Source organism: Pedobacter sp. GW822-FHT03F06 (assembly GCF_058801365.1).
Window position 1 is genome coordinate 71,427 of the sequence record NZ_JBXANE010000016.1, and the last position, 17,211, is coordinate 88,637.

Consider the following 17,211-nt stretch of genomic DNA (forward strand, 5'->3'; position numbering starts at 1 on the left):
TTTAAACACCAAATATGGCTTAAACTTTTAGGATTCTTATTGAAAAACCACAAAATTATCCTTATTATTGAACTCGGTTCTCCCGATTACAAACCATGCAACTTACTAGGTTAGAAATTAAAGGTTTTAAGAGCTTTGGCGATAAAGTGACCATCAATTTTAATGAGGGTGTTACCGCTATTGTTGGTCCTAATGGTTGTGGAAAATCAAACGTAATCGATGCCATGCGCTGGGTTTTGGGCGAGCAGAGCACCAAAGCACTTCGTTCAGAAAAGATGGAGAACATCATTTTCAACGGAACAAAAAACCGTAAACAGGCACAGCTTGCCGAGGTTTCATTAAGCTTTGATAATACCAAGAACATCCTGCCTACAGCCTATTCGCAGGTTACTGTTACACGCAAACTCTATAGAAATGGCGATAGTGAATATCGTTTAAACGATGTTCAATGCAGGTTAAAGGATATTACCGACCTTTTTCTGGATACCGGAATAGGCTCTGATAGTTATTCGATTATTGAGCTGAAAATGGTTGATGAAATTATTACCAACAAAGAGCATAGCCGTCGTTCTTTATTTGAAGAAGCATCTGGAATTTCGAAATACAAATTACGTAAAAAACAGACTTTCAGCAAATTAAAAGATACAGAAGCCGATTTAGAACGGGTTGAAGATTTACTTTTCGAGATCGAAAAAAACCTTAAAACCTTAGAAAATCAGGCACGTAAAGCTGAACGTTATTATAAGCTAAAAGAGCAATACCGCGAATTGAGTGTTCAGTTGGCTACACACCGTATTGCTTTCTTCCGTACCGACTTAAATGCCTTAGAAACTCAGGAACAAAACCAGCTGGTAAACCGTACAGCACTCAGCACCAAAATAGATACGGGTGAAGCCGAACTGCAAAAGCTTAAACTAGGCAGTATTAACCAGGAAAAGAACCTTTCTGTACAACAAAAGGCCACAAACGAGTTTGTTTCGAAAATCCGTGCTTATGAAAGCGAGAAAAAAGTAAAGAACGAGCAAATGCGTTTTTTACAGGAAAAAGAAAGCCGTTTATCGGGTGAGCTCGAAAAAGATAAAAATCAGGTTAACCACATTAAATACAATATTAAACGTTTAAATGAAGAGGTTTTAACAGAAACTGAGGTTTTTAACCGACTGGAATCTGATTTAAAAAGTTTAAAATCTACGCTCGACACTTTACGCGAGCAACAACAAACCGAGAAAAACAGGATCGACAACCTGATTAAATCTGTTAACGACCTGCAAAATCAGGTATATCAATCGCAAAAAGAAATTGATATCCTAAATATCCAAAAAGATGCGCTGGTACAGGAAACCAACCGGAATGTTGATGATACCGAAACCAAAACATTAGAATTAAAAGCTTTCGATCATGCTTTGGCCGAACTTGATATTCAGGTTAGGGAGAAACAAGCTAATATTAAGAACCTAACGGAAGCTGAAGAACTTTTAAAGGAAAAGCTGGCTACTTCAGAAATGAATTTAAGTTCGAGCAAGGAAAAACTAACGGCCGAAAACCGTAAAAAAGATGCCAAGCAGAACGAATATAACCTCACCAAATCACTTGTTGATAGTTTAGAGGGCTTTCCTGAATCGATCCGTTTTTTGAAGAAAAACAACGCTTTTGCTAAAAGCGCCCTGCTCCTTTCTGATATTTTATTCTGTAATGAAGACTACCGCATAGCCATTGAGAATTACCTGGAACCGGTAATGAACCATTATGTGGTCGATCAGTATGCAGATGCAGTACAGGCCATTAACCTTTTAACCGATGCCAGCCGCGGACGGGCAAATTTTTTCATTTTAGAAAATGTACCCGATAAAAACCCAGTGATTGGCACGCATGAAGGCCTGGTTTCAGCGCTATCAGTTATTGAAGTTGATAAAAAATACCAGCACCTTTGCAATCTGCTTTTGCAAAATGTTTACATCGCGGTAGCTGAACAAGAAAATTTGTTTAAAGCAACACCAACAGATAGTTTAACCATTTTGGCTAAAAATGGAAAATATGCCCAAACCAAATTCACATTGGCGGGCGGCTCGGTAGGTTTGTTTGAGGGAAAAAGGATTGGCCGCGCCAAGAATTTAGAAAACCTTGCCAAAGAAATCAAAGCTTCAGAATCGTTGATTAATCAGTATGATGCTGCAATTAAAGCCGAAACTGATAACATATTTAACCTAAAAGAAGCTTCAAAAATCAATCAGATCAATGCTTTGCAACAAGAAATGAACCGTTTAAACAACGAACATATTTCTGTGCAGACCCGTCGCGACCAGTACCAGGAGTTTATTACCACCAGCGAAAACCGTAAAACAGATATTGCCCAAAAGATCGTATCTATAGAAAAAGCATTATCGGAAAAATTGCCAGCATTGGTTCAATTGCAAAAAGACCAGCAAGAAGCACACGTTAATTTACAGGAACAACAACTTAATTATCAGGAAATTGCCGATCAGGTAAACGAAAGTGCGGGCAAATATAACCAGGACAACATCCGTTTCCACCAACAACAAAATAAGTTATCAGGCTTAGAAAAAGATTTAGATTACCGTTTTGTACAGGAAGAAGCTTTAAATAAGCGCATTGCCCAAAACGATAAAGAATTACAGGAAGCACTTACCCAAATTACGGCAACGTTACAGCACACTGACCTGAATGATGATACGCTTTTAGAGATGTATCAACAACGTGAAGAGATGGAAAAAGGGCTTGCAGAAGCTGAGCAAGCTTATTTCACAAGCAAAGGAAGCATTAACGAGGTTGAAAACGACCTGACCAATATCCGTAAAACACGTGAAGAAACCGATTTCCTATTAACGGAGATTAAGGATAAAAAGAACGCCTTAAAAATCGATCTGAATGCATTAAAAGAACGATTAGCCGTCGAATTCAATATCGACATCAACGATCTTTTAGAAACAGATACCGAAATTGAAGCTTTAGAAAGTGAGTTCGATCTCCGCCAAAAGGTAGAGCGGATGAAACGCCAATTGGACGAATTTGGCGCCATTAACTCCATGGCCATGGAGGCCTTTAAAGAAATGGAAGAACGTTATACTTTCATCCAGAACCAGAAAAAAGATCTTAATGCCGCTAAAACCGATCTATTACAAACGATTAAAGAGATAGACGATACGGCTAAAGATAAATTTATGCAGGCCTTTACCCAGGCGCGTGAACACTTTATCGTGGTTTTCCGTTCTTTATTTAACGAAGAAGATAGCTGCGACCTGATTTTATCAGATATCAATAATCCTCTGGAGGCCGATATTGATATTATTGCCCGTCCGAAAGGGAAAAGACCTTTATCCATCAATCAGTTATCTGGTGGAGAAAAAACATTGACAGCTACGGCGCTATTGTTTTCACTTTACCTGTTAAAACCTGCGCCATTCTGTATTTTCGATGAGGTTGATGCGCCTTTGGATGATACCAACATCGATAAATTCAATAATATTATCCGTAAATTCTCTGATCAATCGCAATTTATCATTGTATCGCACAACAAACGGACCATCGCCAGCACCGATATTATTTATGGCGTAACCATGGTTGAACAGGGCGTCTCAAGAGTTGTAGCGGTCGATTTAAGGGAAGTAGCGGCTTAACTCATCTTTTTCGTCATTGCGAGGAGGTACGACGAAGCAATCTTTTATTTACATTTTTCCAATTAGAAAATGAAATGTGATTACTTTTTTAATTCCACTTTAATTCGATCGTTATGCTGAACTTATTTTATTAGTATTTTTTATTGTTTTTAAAAGTCTAATAGCTACTTCGTGGTCATCATCTTTCCTGCAATAAAGACCCGAAATGAATTACCTTCGGTGAGCTCACTAAGGCCCGGTTCAGGGTGATGCCTTCTATATATCCCAATAATTAATATCTTTAGGGAAATTTAAACGACTAATCGTCCTTTCGAGCGATTGCAACGAAGCCGAGAAATCTACATCAATAGATCTCTCTCCCGACTTAACGTCGGGACTATGTTTCAGTCGAGATGACGATCCTAACTTATTACAAAATAACAATGAAAATCCTATATATCCTCCCCTTAGCCATGATGCTAAGCTGCTGTTCATCAGTAAAAAATCAAAACAATACTGCCTCTGGCAAGTTAGATGCCCAATTGTTAAAAGATGTTGAGGTCTTATCTTCCGATGCTTATCAGGGTAGAAAAACCGGAACAAAGGGCGCTGAGATGGCCAGGGCTTACATTATAGAAAGATTTCAAAAATTAGGATTAAAATCTTATCCTCAACATGTAAACTATGCCCAGGAGTTCACTTTTAATGGAAGAGGCAATACAAAAATAAATGGCACCAATATCATCGGCTATATTCCGGGTAAAGGAAACAATGTTATTGTGGTATCTGCCCATTACGACCATTTAGGTGTAGTAAAAGACGAAGTTTTTAACGGTGCTGATGATAATGCATCGGGGACTGCAGGATTATTAAAAATTGCCGCCTATTTTGCTAAAAACAAGCCAAATAATACAATTATTTTCGCGGCTTTCGATGCGGAAGAAATGGGCTTACAAGGTGCAAAGGCATTTGTAGGCAATCCACCAGTGCCTATTAATACTATCGCCATTGATCTGAATATGGATATGATCAGCCATAGCGATAAGGGTGAGCTCTATATATGTGGAACTTTTAAATATCCTGATTTAAAGAAGTATGTAGATACGACTAAAACCAATATCAAATTACTTTTCGGCCACGATGATCCTAAACAAGGTCACGATGATTGGACCAATCAGAGCGACCAAGGCGCATTTAATGCCAAAAATATCCCTTTCTTATATTTTGGTGTAGAAGATCACAAAGATTACCACAAAGCTACCGACGAATATGCTACCATCACCAAACAATTTTTCAGCAATGCAGCAAGTGCCGTATTAGATGTTGTAAAAAGTATCGACAAACAAACCGGCTTACAACAGTTGTTAAAAGATAAAATGATCATGATGGACAATCCAAGAAAGTCGGAAAAATTTTAACAAACCCGATCGATATAGATATAAAACCTGCCCTATCCGGCAGGTTTTTTTATGCATTATAGATTTCACAATAAATTATCATCCTATATATCAGATAATTACAAATAAAACTATAAAAATAGTTTGCAAACTATTTTTATAGTCGTAACTTCCATTAACCAAACTATAAAAATAGTTGCTATGATAAAAGAACTCACAAAAGCAGAAGAACAGATTATGCTCATCCTTTGGGAAATGGGCGAAGCCTTAGTAAAAGACGTTATCGAAAAGATGAACGAACCCAAACCCGCTTACAACACGGTTTCGACCGTAATCAGGGTTTTAGAAACTAAAGGCTTTGTTGATCATAAAGCTATCGGCAATACGCATATCTACTTCCCCATTATAAAAGAAACTGATTATAAACGTTTTGCATTAGATAAGGTAATGAGCAACTATTTCGAAAACTCCTATGAGAGTCTGGTTTCTTTCCTGGTGAAAGAAAAAAGTATGGGTACTGAAGCACTCAATGAAATTATCCAATTGGCAGAGAAACTTAAAAAAGAGAAGTGATGAGCTGGTTATATTATTTACTCGAAGCAAATCTATATCTTATCTTATTTTATGGATTTTATAGATTATTCCTCCACAGGGAAACCTTTTATGGATTAAACAGATACTACCTGATTTTCAGCTCGATACTGGCTTTTATACTTCCATTTTTGCAGCTGGGATTTTTAAAGGAAGAAATGGTAGTCGATTATTCCGGATATACTCAAATTGAAGCGCCGGTATCTGCTTTAAATATAGCAAATGCCCTTTTATTACTCTACCTAACGATTTCTATCATATTAATGCTAAAAGTTTTATGGGGGTTAAGGTACATCGCAAAGTTAATGCGGGGCGTCAATAAAAATAAACAAAATGGTATCACATTTATAGAGATCGAAAATTCAAAAATGGCCTTTTCATTTTTCAATCTACTGTTTATTGATCCCGAAATGAATCAAAAATCTACAGTATTAAAGCACGAAATGGTTCATATCAAACAAAAGCATAGTCTCGACATTATATTATTCGAAATGATACAAATCTCCAGTTGGTTCAATCCAATTATCTATTTAATTAAGAACGATATCAGGCTCGTCCACGAATACCTAGCCGATGAGGCCACCACTAAAAAAGACATTACCAAATATGATTATGCTTTATTCCTGATCCAAAATTCTTATGGAAATCAAGAAGTTACCATTAGTAATCACTTTTTCAATTCTTCACTACTAAAAAATAGAATAAGTATGTTAAACCAAAAAAAATCGGCAAAATGGGCCAGGCTCAAATTGTTATTTATCATTCCACTAGTTGGATCTATGCTGTTCTTATCTACGACAGCATTTACAAAAGACTATAATACTATCCAATTAGGGCAAAAAAAGGAAACCTTAACCATTATTCTTCAGGACACTACTAAGAAAAAGTCTGATAAAAAGAGATTACCCCCACCACCACCAAAGGAACCATATACAGCCAAAGCCAAAAAAGTTACGGAAATAACGATAAATGAACCCATTATTAAAAAAGACGACAAAAGGATACCTCCGCCACCACCCGTAGAACCCGGCTCCTTAAAAGCGAAAAAGCTTAGCGTACCAAAAGTGGACCAAGTTCGTTTTGCTCCTCCTATTGTTAAAAAAGATGGAAAAAAAATGCCTCCACCTGTTGTGAGGAAGGATAAAAAGACATTGCCGCCGCCACCGCCCGTTGAGCCGAAACCAGAAAAAAAAGCGAATGAAAATGGGCCAACTACGGTTAATCTTGTTCCAGCTACAGAGACCAAGGTAATCAACCGGGATCACGCGTTATCCTCAGATCAAAAAGCTATTAAAGAGGTAACGGTGAAGGGATATGCTACTACTTCAAATGCAAAAAATAAAGGTGATGTAAACACAATCAGGATAACGCCTGTTAAAGAAATCACAATTACAGGTTATCCAAAAAAGCAATAACTACTGGGGTACATAAACCACATATTTAGTCTCAAAAAAATCTTCTTCAAAATAAGCTGAAAGCGGGTATAATTCTGCTTTCAGTTTTGATTCTTTGATCTCTTCTGCCAAATCCCCACCTTTTAAATACAAAATCCCATTCGGAATGGCATTTAAGGAATCTTTTTTAAATTTGCCCTGTATCCATGGATAAAATTCGCCCAAACGCGTAACCGCTCTCGATACCACAAAATTAAATTTCTCCTTAATCTGCTCGGCTCTTAAATGGTCGGCCCTTAAATTCTCCAAACCTAATGCCGAAGCCACCTCTTTTACCACTTTAATCTTTTTTCCGATAGAATCGACCAGATAAAACTGCGTTTCTGGAAACAAGATCGCCAATGGGATGCCCGGAAAACCACCACCTGTACCTACATCTAAAACCGATTCGCCGGCTTTAAAATTGCATACTTTAGCTATCCCCAACGAGTGCAATACATGGCGCTCGTATAACTCTTCGATATCCTTTCTCGAGATTACATTAATCTGTGCATTCCAAAAACGATATAAATCAAACAATTGCGAAAATTGAGTAATCTGTTTTTCACTTAGGTTAGGAAAATATTTTAAAACGATATCGGGTTTTACATCAAGCATATTGTAATTGCTAAGGATTATTGAATTTATTTCCAGTTTACTTTTTTCTTGCCAAATAAAGCTAAAAATCCGTTCAGGGTTAAAAACAGAAACAAAAGTATGTCTAAAATTGGGAACCACCAACGCAAATCGCTATAGTTTAAGCGTTTCAGCAATTTTGGATAGATAAAACACCTGATGATGATGCTTAATCCGAGGATGCCTAAAGCAACATATTGCGCCTCACGGCTAAAAAACATACATGCAGCAAAGAACGCATAAAACAAAAACTGAAAAACAATCTGAAGACTTAAGATAAACTTGTGCTTCGATTTATAGAACTTTCCGGCTCCAAAATGACGCTTTTTCTGCCTCAGGTAACCTCCCCAGCTACTGTTGGGCTCGCTCCAAACGTGGCTATCCGGGTGTAAACGGATCTCTGTATTGTATTTATTGGCGTGTGCATTTACAAATAAATCATCATCTCCAGATGGGATATGCATGTGTGCTGCAAAACCTTTATTTTTAAAAAAAAGCGATTTTTTATAGGCCATATTACGTCCAACCCCCATATATGGCATGCCTTTTAAAGCAAAAGCCAGGTAATTTACAGCGGTAAAAAAGGTTTCGAAGCGGATTAATGCATTTAGCAGACTTCTTTTCTTCATATAGGGCGAGTAGCCCAATACAATTTCAGTATTATCATCGGCAGGCTGTTGCATATCCTTTAACCAATGCTCAGAAGCTGGTGTACAATCTGCATCAGTAAAAACCAGCCAATCGTATTTGGCGGCCTTTATTCCCATGGTTACCGCGAATTTCTTACCTGCTATAAATTTATCGTTATCTAAAATTTTAACTACTTTCAGGTTACGGTGTTTCTTCTCTAATTGTTCTAAAAACTCTTCTGTACCATCCCAAGAGCGATCGTTAACCACCACAACTTCGAACTCCGGATAATCCTGGCTTAATAATACAGGCAGATACTGCCCTAAATTTACAATTTCGTTTCGGGCACAAACAATTACACTTAACGGTTTTTGTGCAGATAACGGGATCTCCTCTATGCTTACATTGGCTAATTTCAAATGAACAAAAAGGACATAGTAAAGCTGAACCAAAAGGCAAAAAGCCAATATCGAGAGCAGAATAATTTCAAGCAGGGTTAATATCACGATGGTAAAATAAATAGGCGCAAATTTCTCATTTTTAATCTGTAAATCACTTTTATGTGGATAAAAAATTAAACAAAAATATGCCCTCAATTTTTGCTATTTTTGGCAGATTTTCGACGAGAAAAAACACATATGAACCGCCTACCGTCAAAATAACAATTAGTTTTAATAAAACGTAATTTGATGGTGGTAAGCTCCACCTAACAATTGGAGAAAAATAAATAGAAACAGATGAAATTTAGTTTACAGGCTAACGATCCACTATCTAAAGCCAGAGCCGGAACGGTAACAACTGCTCATGGCGAAATACAAACCCCTATTTTTATGCCTGTGGGCACTGCAGGAACGGTAAAAGCCGTACATCAGCGCGAACTGAAAGACGATATTGACGCAAAAATCATTTTAGGCAATACTTACCATTTATATTTACGACCCGGACTAGACATCCTTGAAAAAGCTGGTGGATTACACAAATTTATTGGCTGGGACCGTCCGATTTTAACAGATAGTGGCGGCTACCAAGTATATTCCTTAAGTAAAGTTCGTAAAATTAAAGAAGAAGGCGTTACTTTCCACTCCCATATTGATGGATCGAAACACCTTTTCACACCAGAATATGCAATGGATATTCAGCGTACCATAGGTGCCGATATTATTATGGCCTTTGATGAGTGCACGCCATACCCATGCGACTATACTTATGCAGCGCAATCCATTAAAATGACACACCGTTGGTTAAAACGCTGTTGTGCCCGTTTTGATAGCACCGAACCTAAATACGGTTTCGATCAGACCCTTTTCCCTATTGTTCAGGGTTCAGTGTATAAAGATTTGCGTATAAAATCGGCAGAATTTATTGCCAGTATGAACCGTGAGGGCAATGCCATTGGCGGTTTATCAGTTGGTGAACCGGCCGAAGAGATGTACGCCATGACAGAAGTGGTGTGCAATATATTACCAGAAGAAAAACCACGTTATTTAATGGGCGTGGGTACGCCGATCAATATTTTGGAGAATATTGCACTGGGCATCGATATGTTCGATTGTGTAATGCCAACCAGAAATGCCAGAAATGGCATGCTTTTTACCAGAAATGGTATTATAAACATTAGGAACAAAAAATGGGAGAACGATTTTTCTCCATTGGATGCGGAGAGCGATCTTCATGCTGATTTAGTAACCAGTAAAGCATATTTAAGACATTTGGTACATAGTAAGGAGATGCTTGGCGCTCAAATTGCTACCTTGCATAATCTGCATTTCTATCTTTGGCTGGTAAAACAGGCCAGAGAAAAGATCATTGCAGGTGAATTTTACGAGTGGAAAAACAAAATGGTTAAAGTATTAGGCAATAAGCTATAAAATGAATCTGTTAAAAGGAAGGATAAAAATCATCGATCAGTATATTATCGGGAAATACCTGGGTACATTTATTTATACCCTGGCCATTTTTGTGATCATTATTGTAGTGTTCGATTTATCGGAAAAGATGGATGATTTTATGAAAAGTGGACTGAGTTTTTGGGGGATTCTCTCTAAATATTACGCAGGCTCTATTCCTTTTTATGTGAATATGCTTTCACCACTGATCAATTTTATTGCGGTAATTTTCTTTACCGCAAAAATGGCCGATCAGACTGAAATTGTACCGATTTTAAGCGGTGGGGTAAGTTTTAACCGCTTTTTATTTCCTTACCTGGTGTCGGCTACGATTATTTTCTCAGCCAATTTACTTTCAAATCTTTACATCCTCCCTTATACCAATACCTTAAAAAACAGTTTCGAGAATACGTATGTAAAACGTAATGATCCTTCCACAAAATCAAACATCCACATGAAACTGGATGATAAAACCTATATCTACATTGATAATTTCGACAACAAAACGAATTCAGGATATCGGTTTTCTTTGGATAATTTCAGCGGAGATGTACTTACCAAAAAGATCGTTGCCGAAAATATAAAATGGGATTCGCTTAAACGCAAATGGCAGTTGAACAACTACTCCATCCGCAAGATCGATGGCCTGAAAGAAACCATGATTTACGGTAACGGAAAGCAAAAAGATACCATCCTGGATATGCGTCCGGATGATTTTTCGGCATATGACAATGTGGTGCAAAATTTAACCACGAAGGAACTTTCTGATAAGATCAGGAAAGAAAAAATCCGCGGAACGGGCGTGATGAACGATCTTCAGTTTGAAAAATACAAACGTTACCTACACCCACTTTCAGCCTTTGTATTAACGCTAATTGGTGTGGCGCTGTCGTCGCGTAAAGTACGTGGCGGAGTCGGTGTATCGTTAGGCATCGGAATCTTCATCAGCTTCGCTTATATCGTATTTAACCAGTTTACGCAGATGTTTTCTACCAAAGGGGGGTTACCGCCTTTTGCGGCTGTTATTATGCCTACATTATTCTTTGGCTTATTAGGTTTTTATCTATTAAGAAAAGCACCAAAATAGCGATGGACGTTACCAAAAAGAATTTACTCATCCTTCATCTTACTGTATTTGTTTGGGGCTTTACGGGCGTGCTCGGGAAATTAATTTCTATCGATGCAGTACCTATGGTTTGGTACCGGGTACTGATTGCTGCAGCTACACTTTTTGCGTGGTTTTTAATCACCAAAAAGAACATTAAAATCACTAAAAAACAGTTCATCCAATTCTTTTTAACTGGCGGAATTGTTGCCATCCACTGGATATTTTTCTTTCATGCTATTAAGGTCTCCACTGTTTCGGTAACCCTGGTTTGCCTCTCCTCCTTTACTTTATTTACCGCAATTTTAGAACCGCTGATCAAAAAACAGCCGATACAAATGGGCGATATTTTAATCGGTTTACTCATAATATTGGGCATATACATGATCTTTAAATTTGAAGGCCAATATACTTTAGGAATTATTTTTGGCTTGCTGGCGGCAGTCGCATCAAGTCTTTTTTCAACAATAAATTCTACTTTGGTACAAAAAAGTGAACCTTCCATCATCAGTTTTTACGAGCTTGTTGGTGCGCTTTTCTGGATCACTTTATACCGTTTATATGATGGAACACTGTTACACACAGCATTCAACTTAAGTGCTAAAAACTGGTTCTTTCTTATTCTTCTTGGAACACTTTGTACATCCGTTGCTTATGTTGCAGGTGTTGCAGTAATGAGAACTTTATCGGCTTTTAGAGTGGCATTAATTACCAATCTGGAACCTGTATACGGAATAGTATTAGCCTTCGTTTTCTTTCAAAGCAAAGAGCAAATGACAGGTGGATTTTATATTGGCGCAACCATCATACTGGCCTCTATTTTTCTCTATCCGATCTATAAAAAGAGAAAGAATCAACTGTAAATACATTCTAGATAAATTCAAATTTTCTTTAGAAACTATACCTGCAGAAAGGACGGTTTCAGTTGTACCTATTAAAGGCGCATATTTTTTATCTGGTATCTCAATTCAAATTTCATCCGTTAATTTCCAGATAAAGATTAGATAAAAGCGCAATTAGTAAGCTTATCAAAATTACTCATCACCACCCTTTAGTTCGTATCATAAAAGCTTCCAGCTCGCCTTACATAGAGATGCAAAAGTTAATAATTAAAAGCAGCAAACAAGCATCTAAGACATTAGGAATCTAATGCCTGAGATGTACTATATGGTTAAACTTATTAAGCCATCAGAATAAAAACGAAAGCTTTAAATGAGGAGAATTACGGCTTAAAAAATGTAATCTATCCAGGAGTGAAAGATCAAAAATAAACATGGTTCACAACCATGTGAATTACTTCGGAAACAGAAAAAGCCCATGCAAAAGCATACCTAAATCGAGATGAATCACCATGCAAAGTTTATTGAGCGAATTAATATTTTTAAGTTAAAATTCACGAATCATCAGGCGGGATTCCATCACCATCCCTTACGTATTTCAGCCAAAAGAAGAAGATACATAACGCAGTAATAAGATCAGGAAAAAACGAACAAAGCTTATATAACCAGCTTCAAATCCGATACTACAATACAAGTTTAAGGGTCGATTCTTAGACTTTAGAAACAAAGAATTTCTCTTTAGAATGTATTGAAGCAATAGCCAACCAAAATGTTTAATTCGAGGTCATAATTGGCATTAATAAAACGAACATCCTGAATAAAAAATTGATAAAAACGCTAGCCACTTCAAAGCCAAAATAGCAGTCTGACTGTAAGCTTTTCCTTGGGTTATTACCAAGCTATTTCAGCAAAAAATAAGTCTATAAAAAAGCAAAAACAGAACCAACAATTTTAAAAAAAAACACTCAAAAACTGACTAATTAAAGGCATTCAAAAACTGCAATAAAAAGTTGATTTAAAGCACCATAAAATGGGACCAAAACAACCAAGAAAACGACTAAAATTTATGTTCAAAATCGATACCAGACGCAAGGTATTTTTTATTCAGATTTCATACAATAATGAGTTACCAAACCGCAAGTTAACCAAGATATCTTATCTAAGCTATCCTAGCCTTCAGTCCAGAATTTTTTCAATCACGATAAAAACTTGGCAAAGGATTACAAAAAGATAAGGCATTTTACAGTTAATCAACATAAAAATATCGGCAAAAATTACAGCTGTAAACCTAATTTTCAGCATACTTTTCACCATGCAAAGGAGAAAAGCCATCAATTTTGAATTTCAATTGGGGAAAGCCTAAAAATGCAAAAAACCTCATTTAAACACCAAAAAACACACTTTTTTAAGCAAAAACAAAAATTACTCTAAAGTATTTCGAAAACACCGTTATTCACGAATATCGCCGGGAAATGGCATTATAAGGCCAAATTATTACAGATTTCGGGGTTCAAAACCTCAAAAAAATATACAATTCCGAGCGCTGAGATTAAATTTAAAACAAGAAATCGAGGTTAAAAATTAGACTTAAAGTTGTATTAACCCCACAATTAATGGCGACATTACCAGCATTTCAACGGCATCATATCCATTAGAACTGAGCAACTAATACGAAGAGCAAGAAGAAATATCACCAAAGTACTCCTCAAGCAATTGCTAAAAAACAAAGACATTTTGTCATAACAATCTAATCTGAAATATTTAGGTGGTTTTTTAACAGGCAGTTTACGACATACATTTTGCTTCAAAACATTACAGACAGAACGTAATTTATAAGCAGGTTTTCGCACGCTTAACGTAAATTTTAAAGCAGATAATCCTGACCAAAACGCTAGCCATTCTTCCAGTATTAAAAGCCAAAAAGCATCGATGAGCATTACAAAATCCAGCTGCATTTTAAGCTATTCCTGAGCCTGATCCAATTCTAAAAAACTATACAAAAATTAAAAAAGGCAATAAAATTTTCGAAGAAAATCGATTAATAAGTGTAAATTAAATCAATAAAGTTAATGCGATTAAAAATGTTGGGAGAAGCCTTAATCAACAATAAAATTCATTAAAAACAAAGGCAAAATCAACAAATTAAGAATTTATATAAAATTCATTAATATTTAAAAATCAATAACTTAAATAATTTTATATAAATTAAATATTCACAAAAATCAACACTTGCAAATTTTAAAAAACTAAATATTTTAGCAAATAATTTAGATGAACTTAAACCTATCAGACAAAAGACTAATTATCAAGTATTTAAGTGCAATCACTTTAAGTTTCACATCACTATCGGTTTTTGGGCAGATTTTCAGTACTGCGCAAAACCCACTTAGTGTAAAATGGAACTATATTTATTCAGGTGGCTTTAAAATCATCTATCCGCAAGAACTGGAGAAGGAAGCCCAAAGAATGGCCAATACCTTACCCTTTATCTACCCTAAAATAGGACTGGGTTTAAGGCAGCAAAAAACCACTATTCCACTCCTACTCCAGAACCGCGGAACTGTAGCAAATGGCTTTGTACAGCTCGCGCCAAAGAAGTCTGAATTCTATGCCACCCCGCCTCAGTTTTTCGACAGCCAGGATTGGCTAAACAACCTCGCCGTTCATGAACTTAGGCACATTGCCCAGTTTGACAAATTGACAGGAACGCAAGCACATCCCTTTCCTGAACTGGTATACTTCGCTTATTTCGGTGCGGGCATCCCTACCTGGTTTTTCGAAGGTGATGCAGTGGTTAACGAAACTGCTTTGACTAATTCGGGCAGAGGCAGACAGCCCAACTGGATCATGCCATACCGGGCTTCAATTTTGGAGGGCAAAAAAATCTCTTACAGTAAAGCCTATTTCGGTTCGAACAAAGACGTTACTCCCGGCTATTACCAAACCGGATATTTGATGGTATCGGATATGAAAGAAAAATATGGGCAGTTCATTTCCGACAGCCTACTTAGCGACATTAGAAAAAGGCCGGTAAGGCTGTACCCCTTTTCGCAGAGCTTAAAAAAATTCACAAAGCAAAATTCCAGATCGTACTTTCTATCCACCCAAGATAAGCTTACTGAAAGATGGAAAATACAGCAAGAAAAATCCATTACAGAAAGCTATGAAAGTTTAAATAAAAAACCAGATTTAGCCACGGATTATTTCCTTCCTGTCCGGCTAAATAAAACCCAGGTTTTAGCCCTCAAAGAAAGCAAGACGGATGCACGATATTTTGCAATTATTAACGAGGATAAATCGGAGCAAAAATTATTCGGAATTGGTTACCAGGAACAGCCTTGGTTCAGCTTAAAAAACAACCTTTTGGTCTGGGATGAAATACGCTACGATCCGCGCTACAAACAACGGAGTTATAGCGTAATCTGTTCGTACAATTTAAAGACTAAAAAATTCAAAAAATTAAGCAGCAAAAGCAGGCTCTTCTCGCCCAGCCTTTCTAATGATGGAAAGAAAATCATCGTTTCAAAAGTGGAGCTTAACAATCAGTTTAACCTGGTTGAGTTAGACGCCGGCTCAGGAAAAATTTTAAAGACCTACCCTAACCTTGAAAACGAAATCCTGCAAACACCTTCCTTCGATCAATCAGGAAATAAGGTTGTCTATATTGGTGTAAGCGAGAAAGGAAAAAGTTTATGGTTGATTGATGGAGAAAAAAAATCGCAGCTGATTTCAAACAGCAGGCAGCAGTTAAGCCGACCGGTTTTCATTAACGACAAAATTGTTTTCAATGCACACTTTAATGGAATCGATAATATCTATAGTATCGATCCTGATTCGAAAAAAATAAATACACTCAGCGCTTCGAAATATGGGGCCTTTAACCCTAGCGAAACCGCTGATGGAAAAATCATTTTTAACAATTATAAAATCAACGGTTACGAAATAGCCGAGTCTGCATTAACCGAAAAACCAGTTGGCGAAAACAACTTTATCGATTTCTCCGCAGCTGCAGAAAAACAGGAAAACGTGGGGAATGTTTTCGATAAGGTTCCCGACAGCACCTACCAAACTAAGCGCTATCATCAGGCTTTAAATCTTTTCAGTTTCCACAGCATTATCCCCGTAATCGACAACGAATATGTTTTCGGTCTGGAGCTGCAATCGAACAATCTGCTCAACACCATGGACTTTTATACAGGTGCAAAATACCACCGCGATTTAAAACGTTTTGAGTACACCGCAGATATTAGCTATAAGGCACTTTATCCTGTATTTAGTGTATTGTATCGCAACCGTCCGAAAAGAACGTTCTACAGAACTAAAAACGCGGTACAACAAGGCGACTGGAGAGAGAATTATATCAAGCTTAATGCATCTGTCCCGCTATCGTTTAATATGCGCAATGAGAACTATGCTTTCACTTTAAATGCAGCAACCAGTTTTACTCAAAGGTACATGCCAGAAAATATGCCAACCGGTTTTATACGGGAGCTTAAATTTCCGATGGAATACAACTTTACTTTCAACCACAGTGTGCGCACTACCGAAAGAGATATTGCCCCCAAGTGGGCACAAGTGTTTAGGGCAACTTACAATCACCAACCATTTGACAAAAATTTAAAAGGAGAAATCTTAGCACTCGAAAGTTTCCTTTACTTTCCTGGCTTTGCCAAAAACCATTCTTTTTTAGCGAGCTTCAATTACCAAAAAGCAAGTGGGGTAAATCAGTATGCAACCGAGATTGCAACTGTTTATGGGTACAACAATATTTTAGCGAAAAATGCATTACAAAACAGTCTGCTTTTCAACTACCGTTTTCCCTTTGCTTTTCCGGATTGGGAGCTGGGCCCTTTAGCTTACATCAGAAATTTTAGGGCGGGTTTGTTTTGCCATTACGAGAACATTGGAAAGGGCACAACCTTTAACGATCCGAAAACTTATGGTGTAGAATTAAACACGAGTGTAAACCTTTTGCGCTATCAGCCTGTTGTAGATTTAGGAGCAAGATTGGTTTTTGTTAATCAGATTTACAATCAAAATCCGATATTAGAGTTTTCATTTAATTATAGCTTTTAAAACC

Annotated in this window: 10 protein-coding genes; 8 read left to right on the forward strand and 2 right to left on the reverse strand. The window is 37.1% G+C overall.

Going from position 1 to position 17,211, the window contains the following annotated elements; all coding sequences use genetic code 11:
- Window positions 1-95 precede the first annotated feature (95 nt).
- The 4 genes from smc to AC1RJ8_RS22845 all read left to right on the forward strand — a co-directional run bounded on the left by smc (window position 96) and on the right by AC1RJ8_RS22845 (window position 7,017).
- A complete protein-coding gene (gene smc, locus AC1RJ8_RS22830) occupies window positions 96-3,635 on the forward strand; it encodes a chromosome segregation protein SMC (RefSeq protein ID WP_492955832.1) in 3,540 nt (1,179 codons plus the stop codon).
- Between the two features lie 422 nt (window positions 3,636-4,057).
- On the forward strand, window positions 4,058-5,032 hold the full coding sequence (locus AC1RJ8_RS22835) for a M28 family peptidase (protein ID WP_492955831.1): 975 nt from the start codon (window positions 4,058-4,060) through the stop codon (window positions 5,030-5,032).
- 180 nt (window positions 5,033-5,212) lie between these two features.
- Entirely contained in the window at window positions 5,213-5,584 is a 372-nt protein-coding gene (locus AC1RJ8_RS22840; protein WP_492955830.1) for a BlaI/MecI/CopY family transcriptional regulator, read from the forward strand.
- Window positions 5,584-7,017, forward strand: a complete 1,434-nt coding sequence (locus tag AC1RJ8_RS22845) for a M56 family metallopeptidase (protein WP_492955829.1) — start codon at window positions 5,584-5,586, stop codon at window positions 7,015-7,017. The genes AC1RJ8_RS22840 and AC1RJ8_RS22845 overlap by 1 nt, the downstream gene beginning before the upstream one ends.
- On the opposite strand, the gene rsmG is transcribed toward AC1RJ8_RS22845, so the two are convergent.
- Entirely contained in the window at window positions 7,018-7,653 is a 636-nt protein-coding gene (gene rsmG / locus AC1RJ8_RS22850) for a 16S rRNA (guanine(527)-N(7))-methyltransferase RsmG (RefSeq protein ID WP_492955828.1), read from the reverse strand.
- 26 nt (window positions 7,654-7,679) lie between these two features.
- Window positions 7,680-8,897 carry a glycosyltransferase gene (locus AC1RJ8_RS22855; protein WP_492955827.1) on the reverse strand — a complete coding sequence of 406 codons (1,218 nt, stop codon included), beginning with the start codon at window positions 8,895-8,897 and terminating at the stop codon, window positions 7,680-7,682.
- Window positions 8,898-9,038: 141 nt separating this feature from the next.
- Between AC1RJ8_RS22855 and tgt the strand changes: the two genes are divergently transcribed.
- The 4 genes from tgt to AC1RJ8_RS22875 all read left to right on the forward strand — a co-directional run bounded on the left by tgt (window position 9,039) and on the right by AC1RJ8_RS22875 (window position 17,207).
- Window positions 9,039-10,169, forward strand: coding sequence for a tRNA guanosine(34) transglycosylase Tgt (gene tgt / locus AC1RJ8_RS22860; RefSeq protein WP_184470683.1), 1,131 nt, complete (start codon window positions 9,039-9,041; stop codon window positions 10,167-10,169).
- A 1-nt stretch (window position 10,170) separates the two neighbouring features.
- The gene (locus AC1RJ8_RS22865) at window positions 10,171-11,274 is read left to right on the forward strand and encodes an LptF/LptG family permease (RefSeq protein WP_426324887.1); all 1,104 of its coding nucleotides are present in this window, start codon (window positions 10,171-10,173) and stop codon (window positions 11,272-11,274) included.
- Between the two features lie 2 nt (window positions 11,275-11,276).
- On the forward strand, window positions 11,277-12,155 hold the full coding sequence (locus AC1RJ8_RS22870; protein ID WP_492955826.1) for a DMT family transporter: 879 nt from the start codon (window positions 11,277-11,279) through the stop codon (window positions 12,153-12,155).
- A 2,247-nt stretch (window positions 12,156-14,402) separates the two neighbouring features.
- Window positions 14,403-17,207 (forward strand): TolB family protein, encoded by a 2,805-nt coding sequence (locus AC1RJ8_RS22875; RefSeq protein ID WP_492955825.1) that lies wholly within the window; start codon window positions 14,403-14,405, stop codon window positions 17,205-17,207.
- Window positions 17,208-17,211: the final 4 nt, after the last annotated feature.

What these genes read in the sequence shown, in the direction of transcription:
- rsmG (WP_492955828.1), bottom strand. Translation starts at nt 7,653, where the DNA reads ATGCTTGATGTAAAACCCGATATCGTTTTAAAATATTTTCCTAACCTA.
- AC1RJ8_RS22865 (WP_426324887.1), top strand. Translation starts at nt 10,171, where the DNA reads ATGAATCTGTTAAAAGGAAGGATAAAAATCATCGATCAGTATATTATC.
- AC1RJ8_RS22870 (WP_492955826.1), top strand. Translation starts at nt 11,277, where the DNA reads ATGGACGTTACCAAAAAGAATTTACTCATCCTTCATCTTACTGTATTT.
- tgt (WP_184470683.1), top strand. Translation starts at nt 9,039, where the DNA reads ATGAAATTTAGTTTACAGGCTAACGATCCACTATCTAAAGCCAGAGCC.
- AC1RJ8_RS22875 (WP_492955825.1), top strand. Translation starts at nt 14,403, where the DNA reads ATGAACTTAAACCTATCAGACAAAAGACTAATTATCAAGTATTTAAGT.
- AC1RJ8_RS22835 (WP_492955831.1), top strand. Translation starts at nt 4,058, where the DNA reads ATGAAAATCCTATATATCCTCCCCTTAGCCATGATGCTAAGCTGCTGT.
- AC1RJ8_RS22845 (WP_492955829.1), top strand. Translation starts at nt 5,584, where the DNA reads ATGAGCTGGTTATATTATTTACTCGAAGCAAATCTATATCTTATCTTA.
- smc (WP_492955832.1), top strand. Translation starts at nt 96, where the DNA reads ATGCAACTTACTAGGTTAGAAATTAAAGGTTTTAAGAGCTTTGGCGAT.
- AC1RJ8_RS22840 (WP_492955830.1), top strand. Translation starts at nt 5,213, where the DNA reads ATGATAAAAGAACTCACAAAAGCAGAAGAACAGATTATGCTCATCCTT.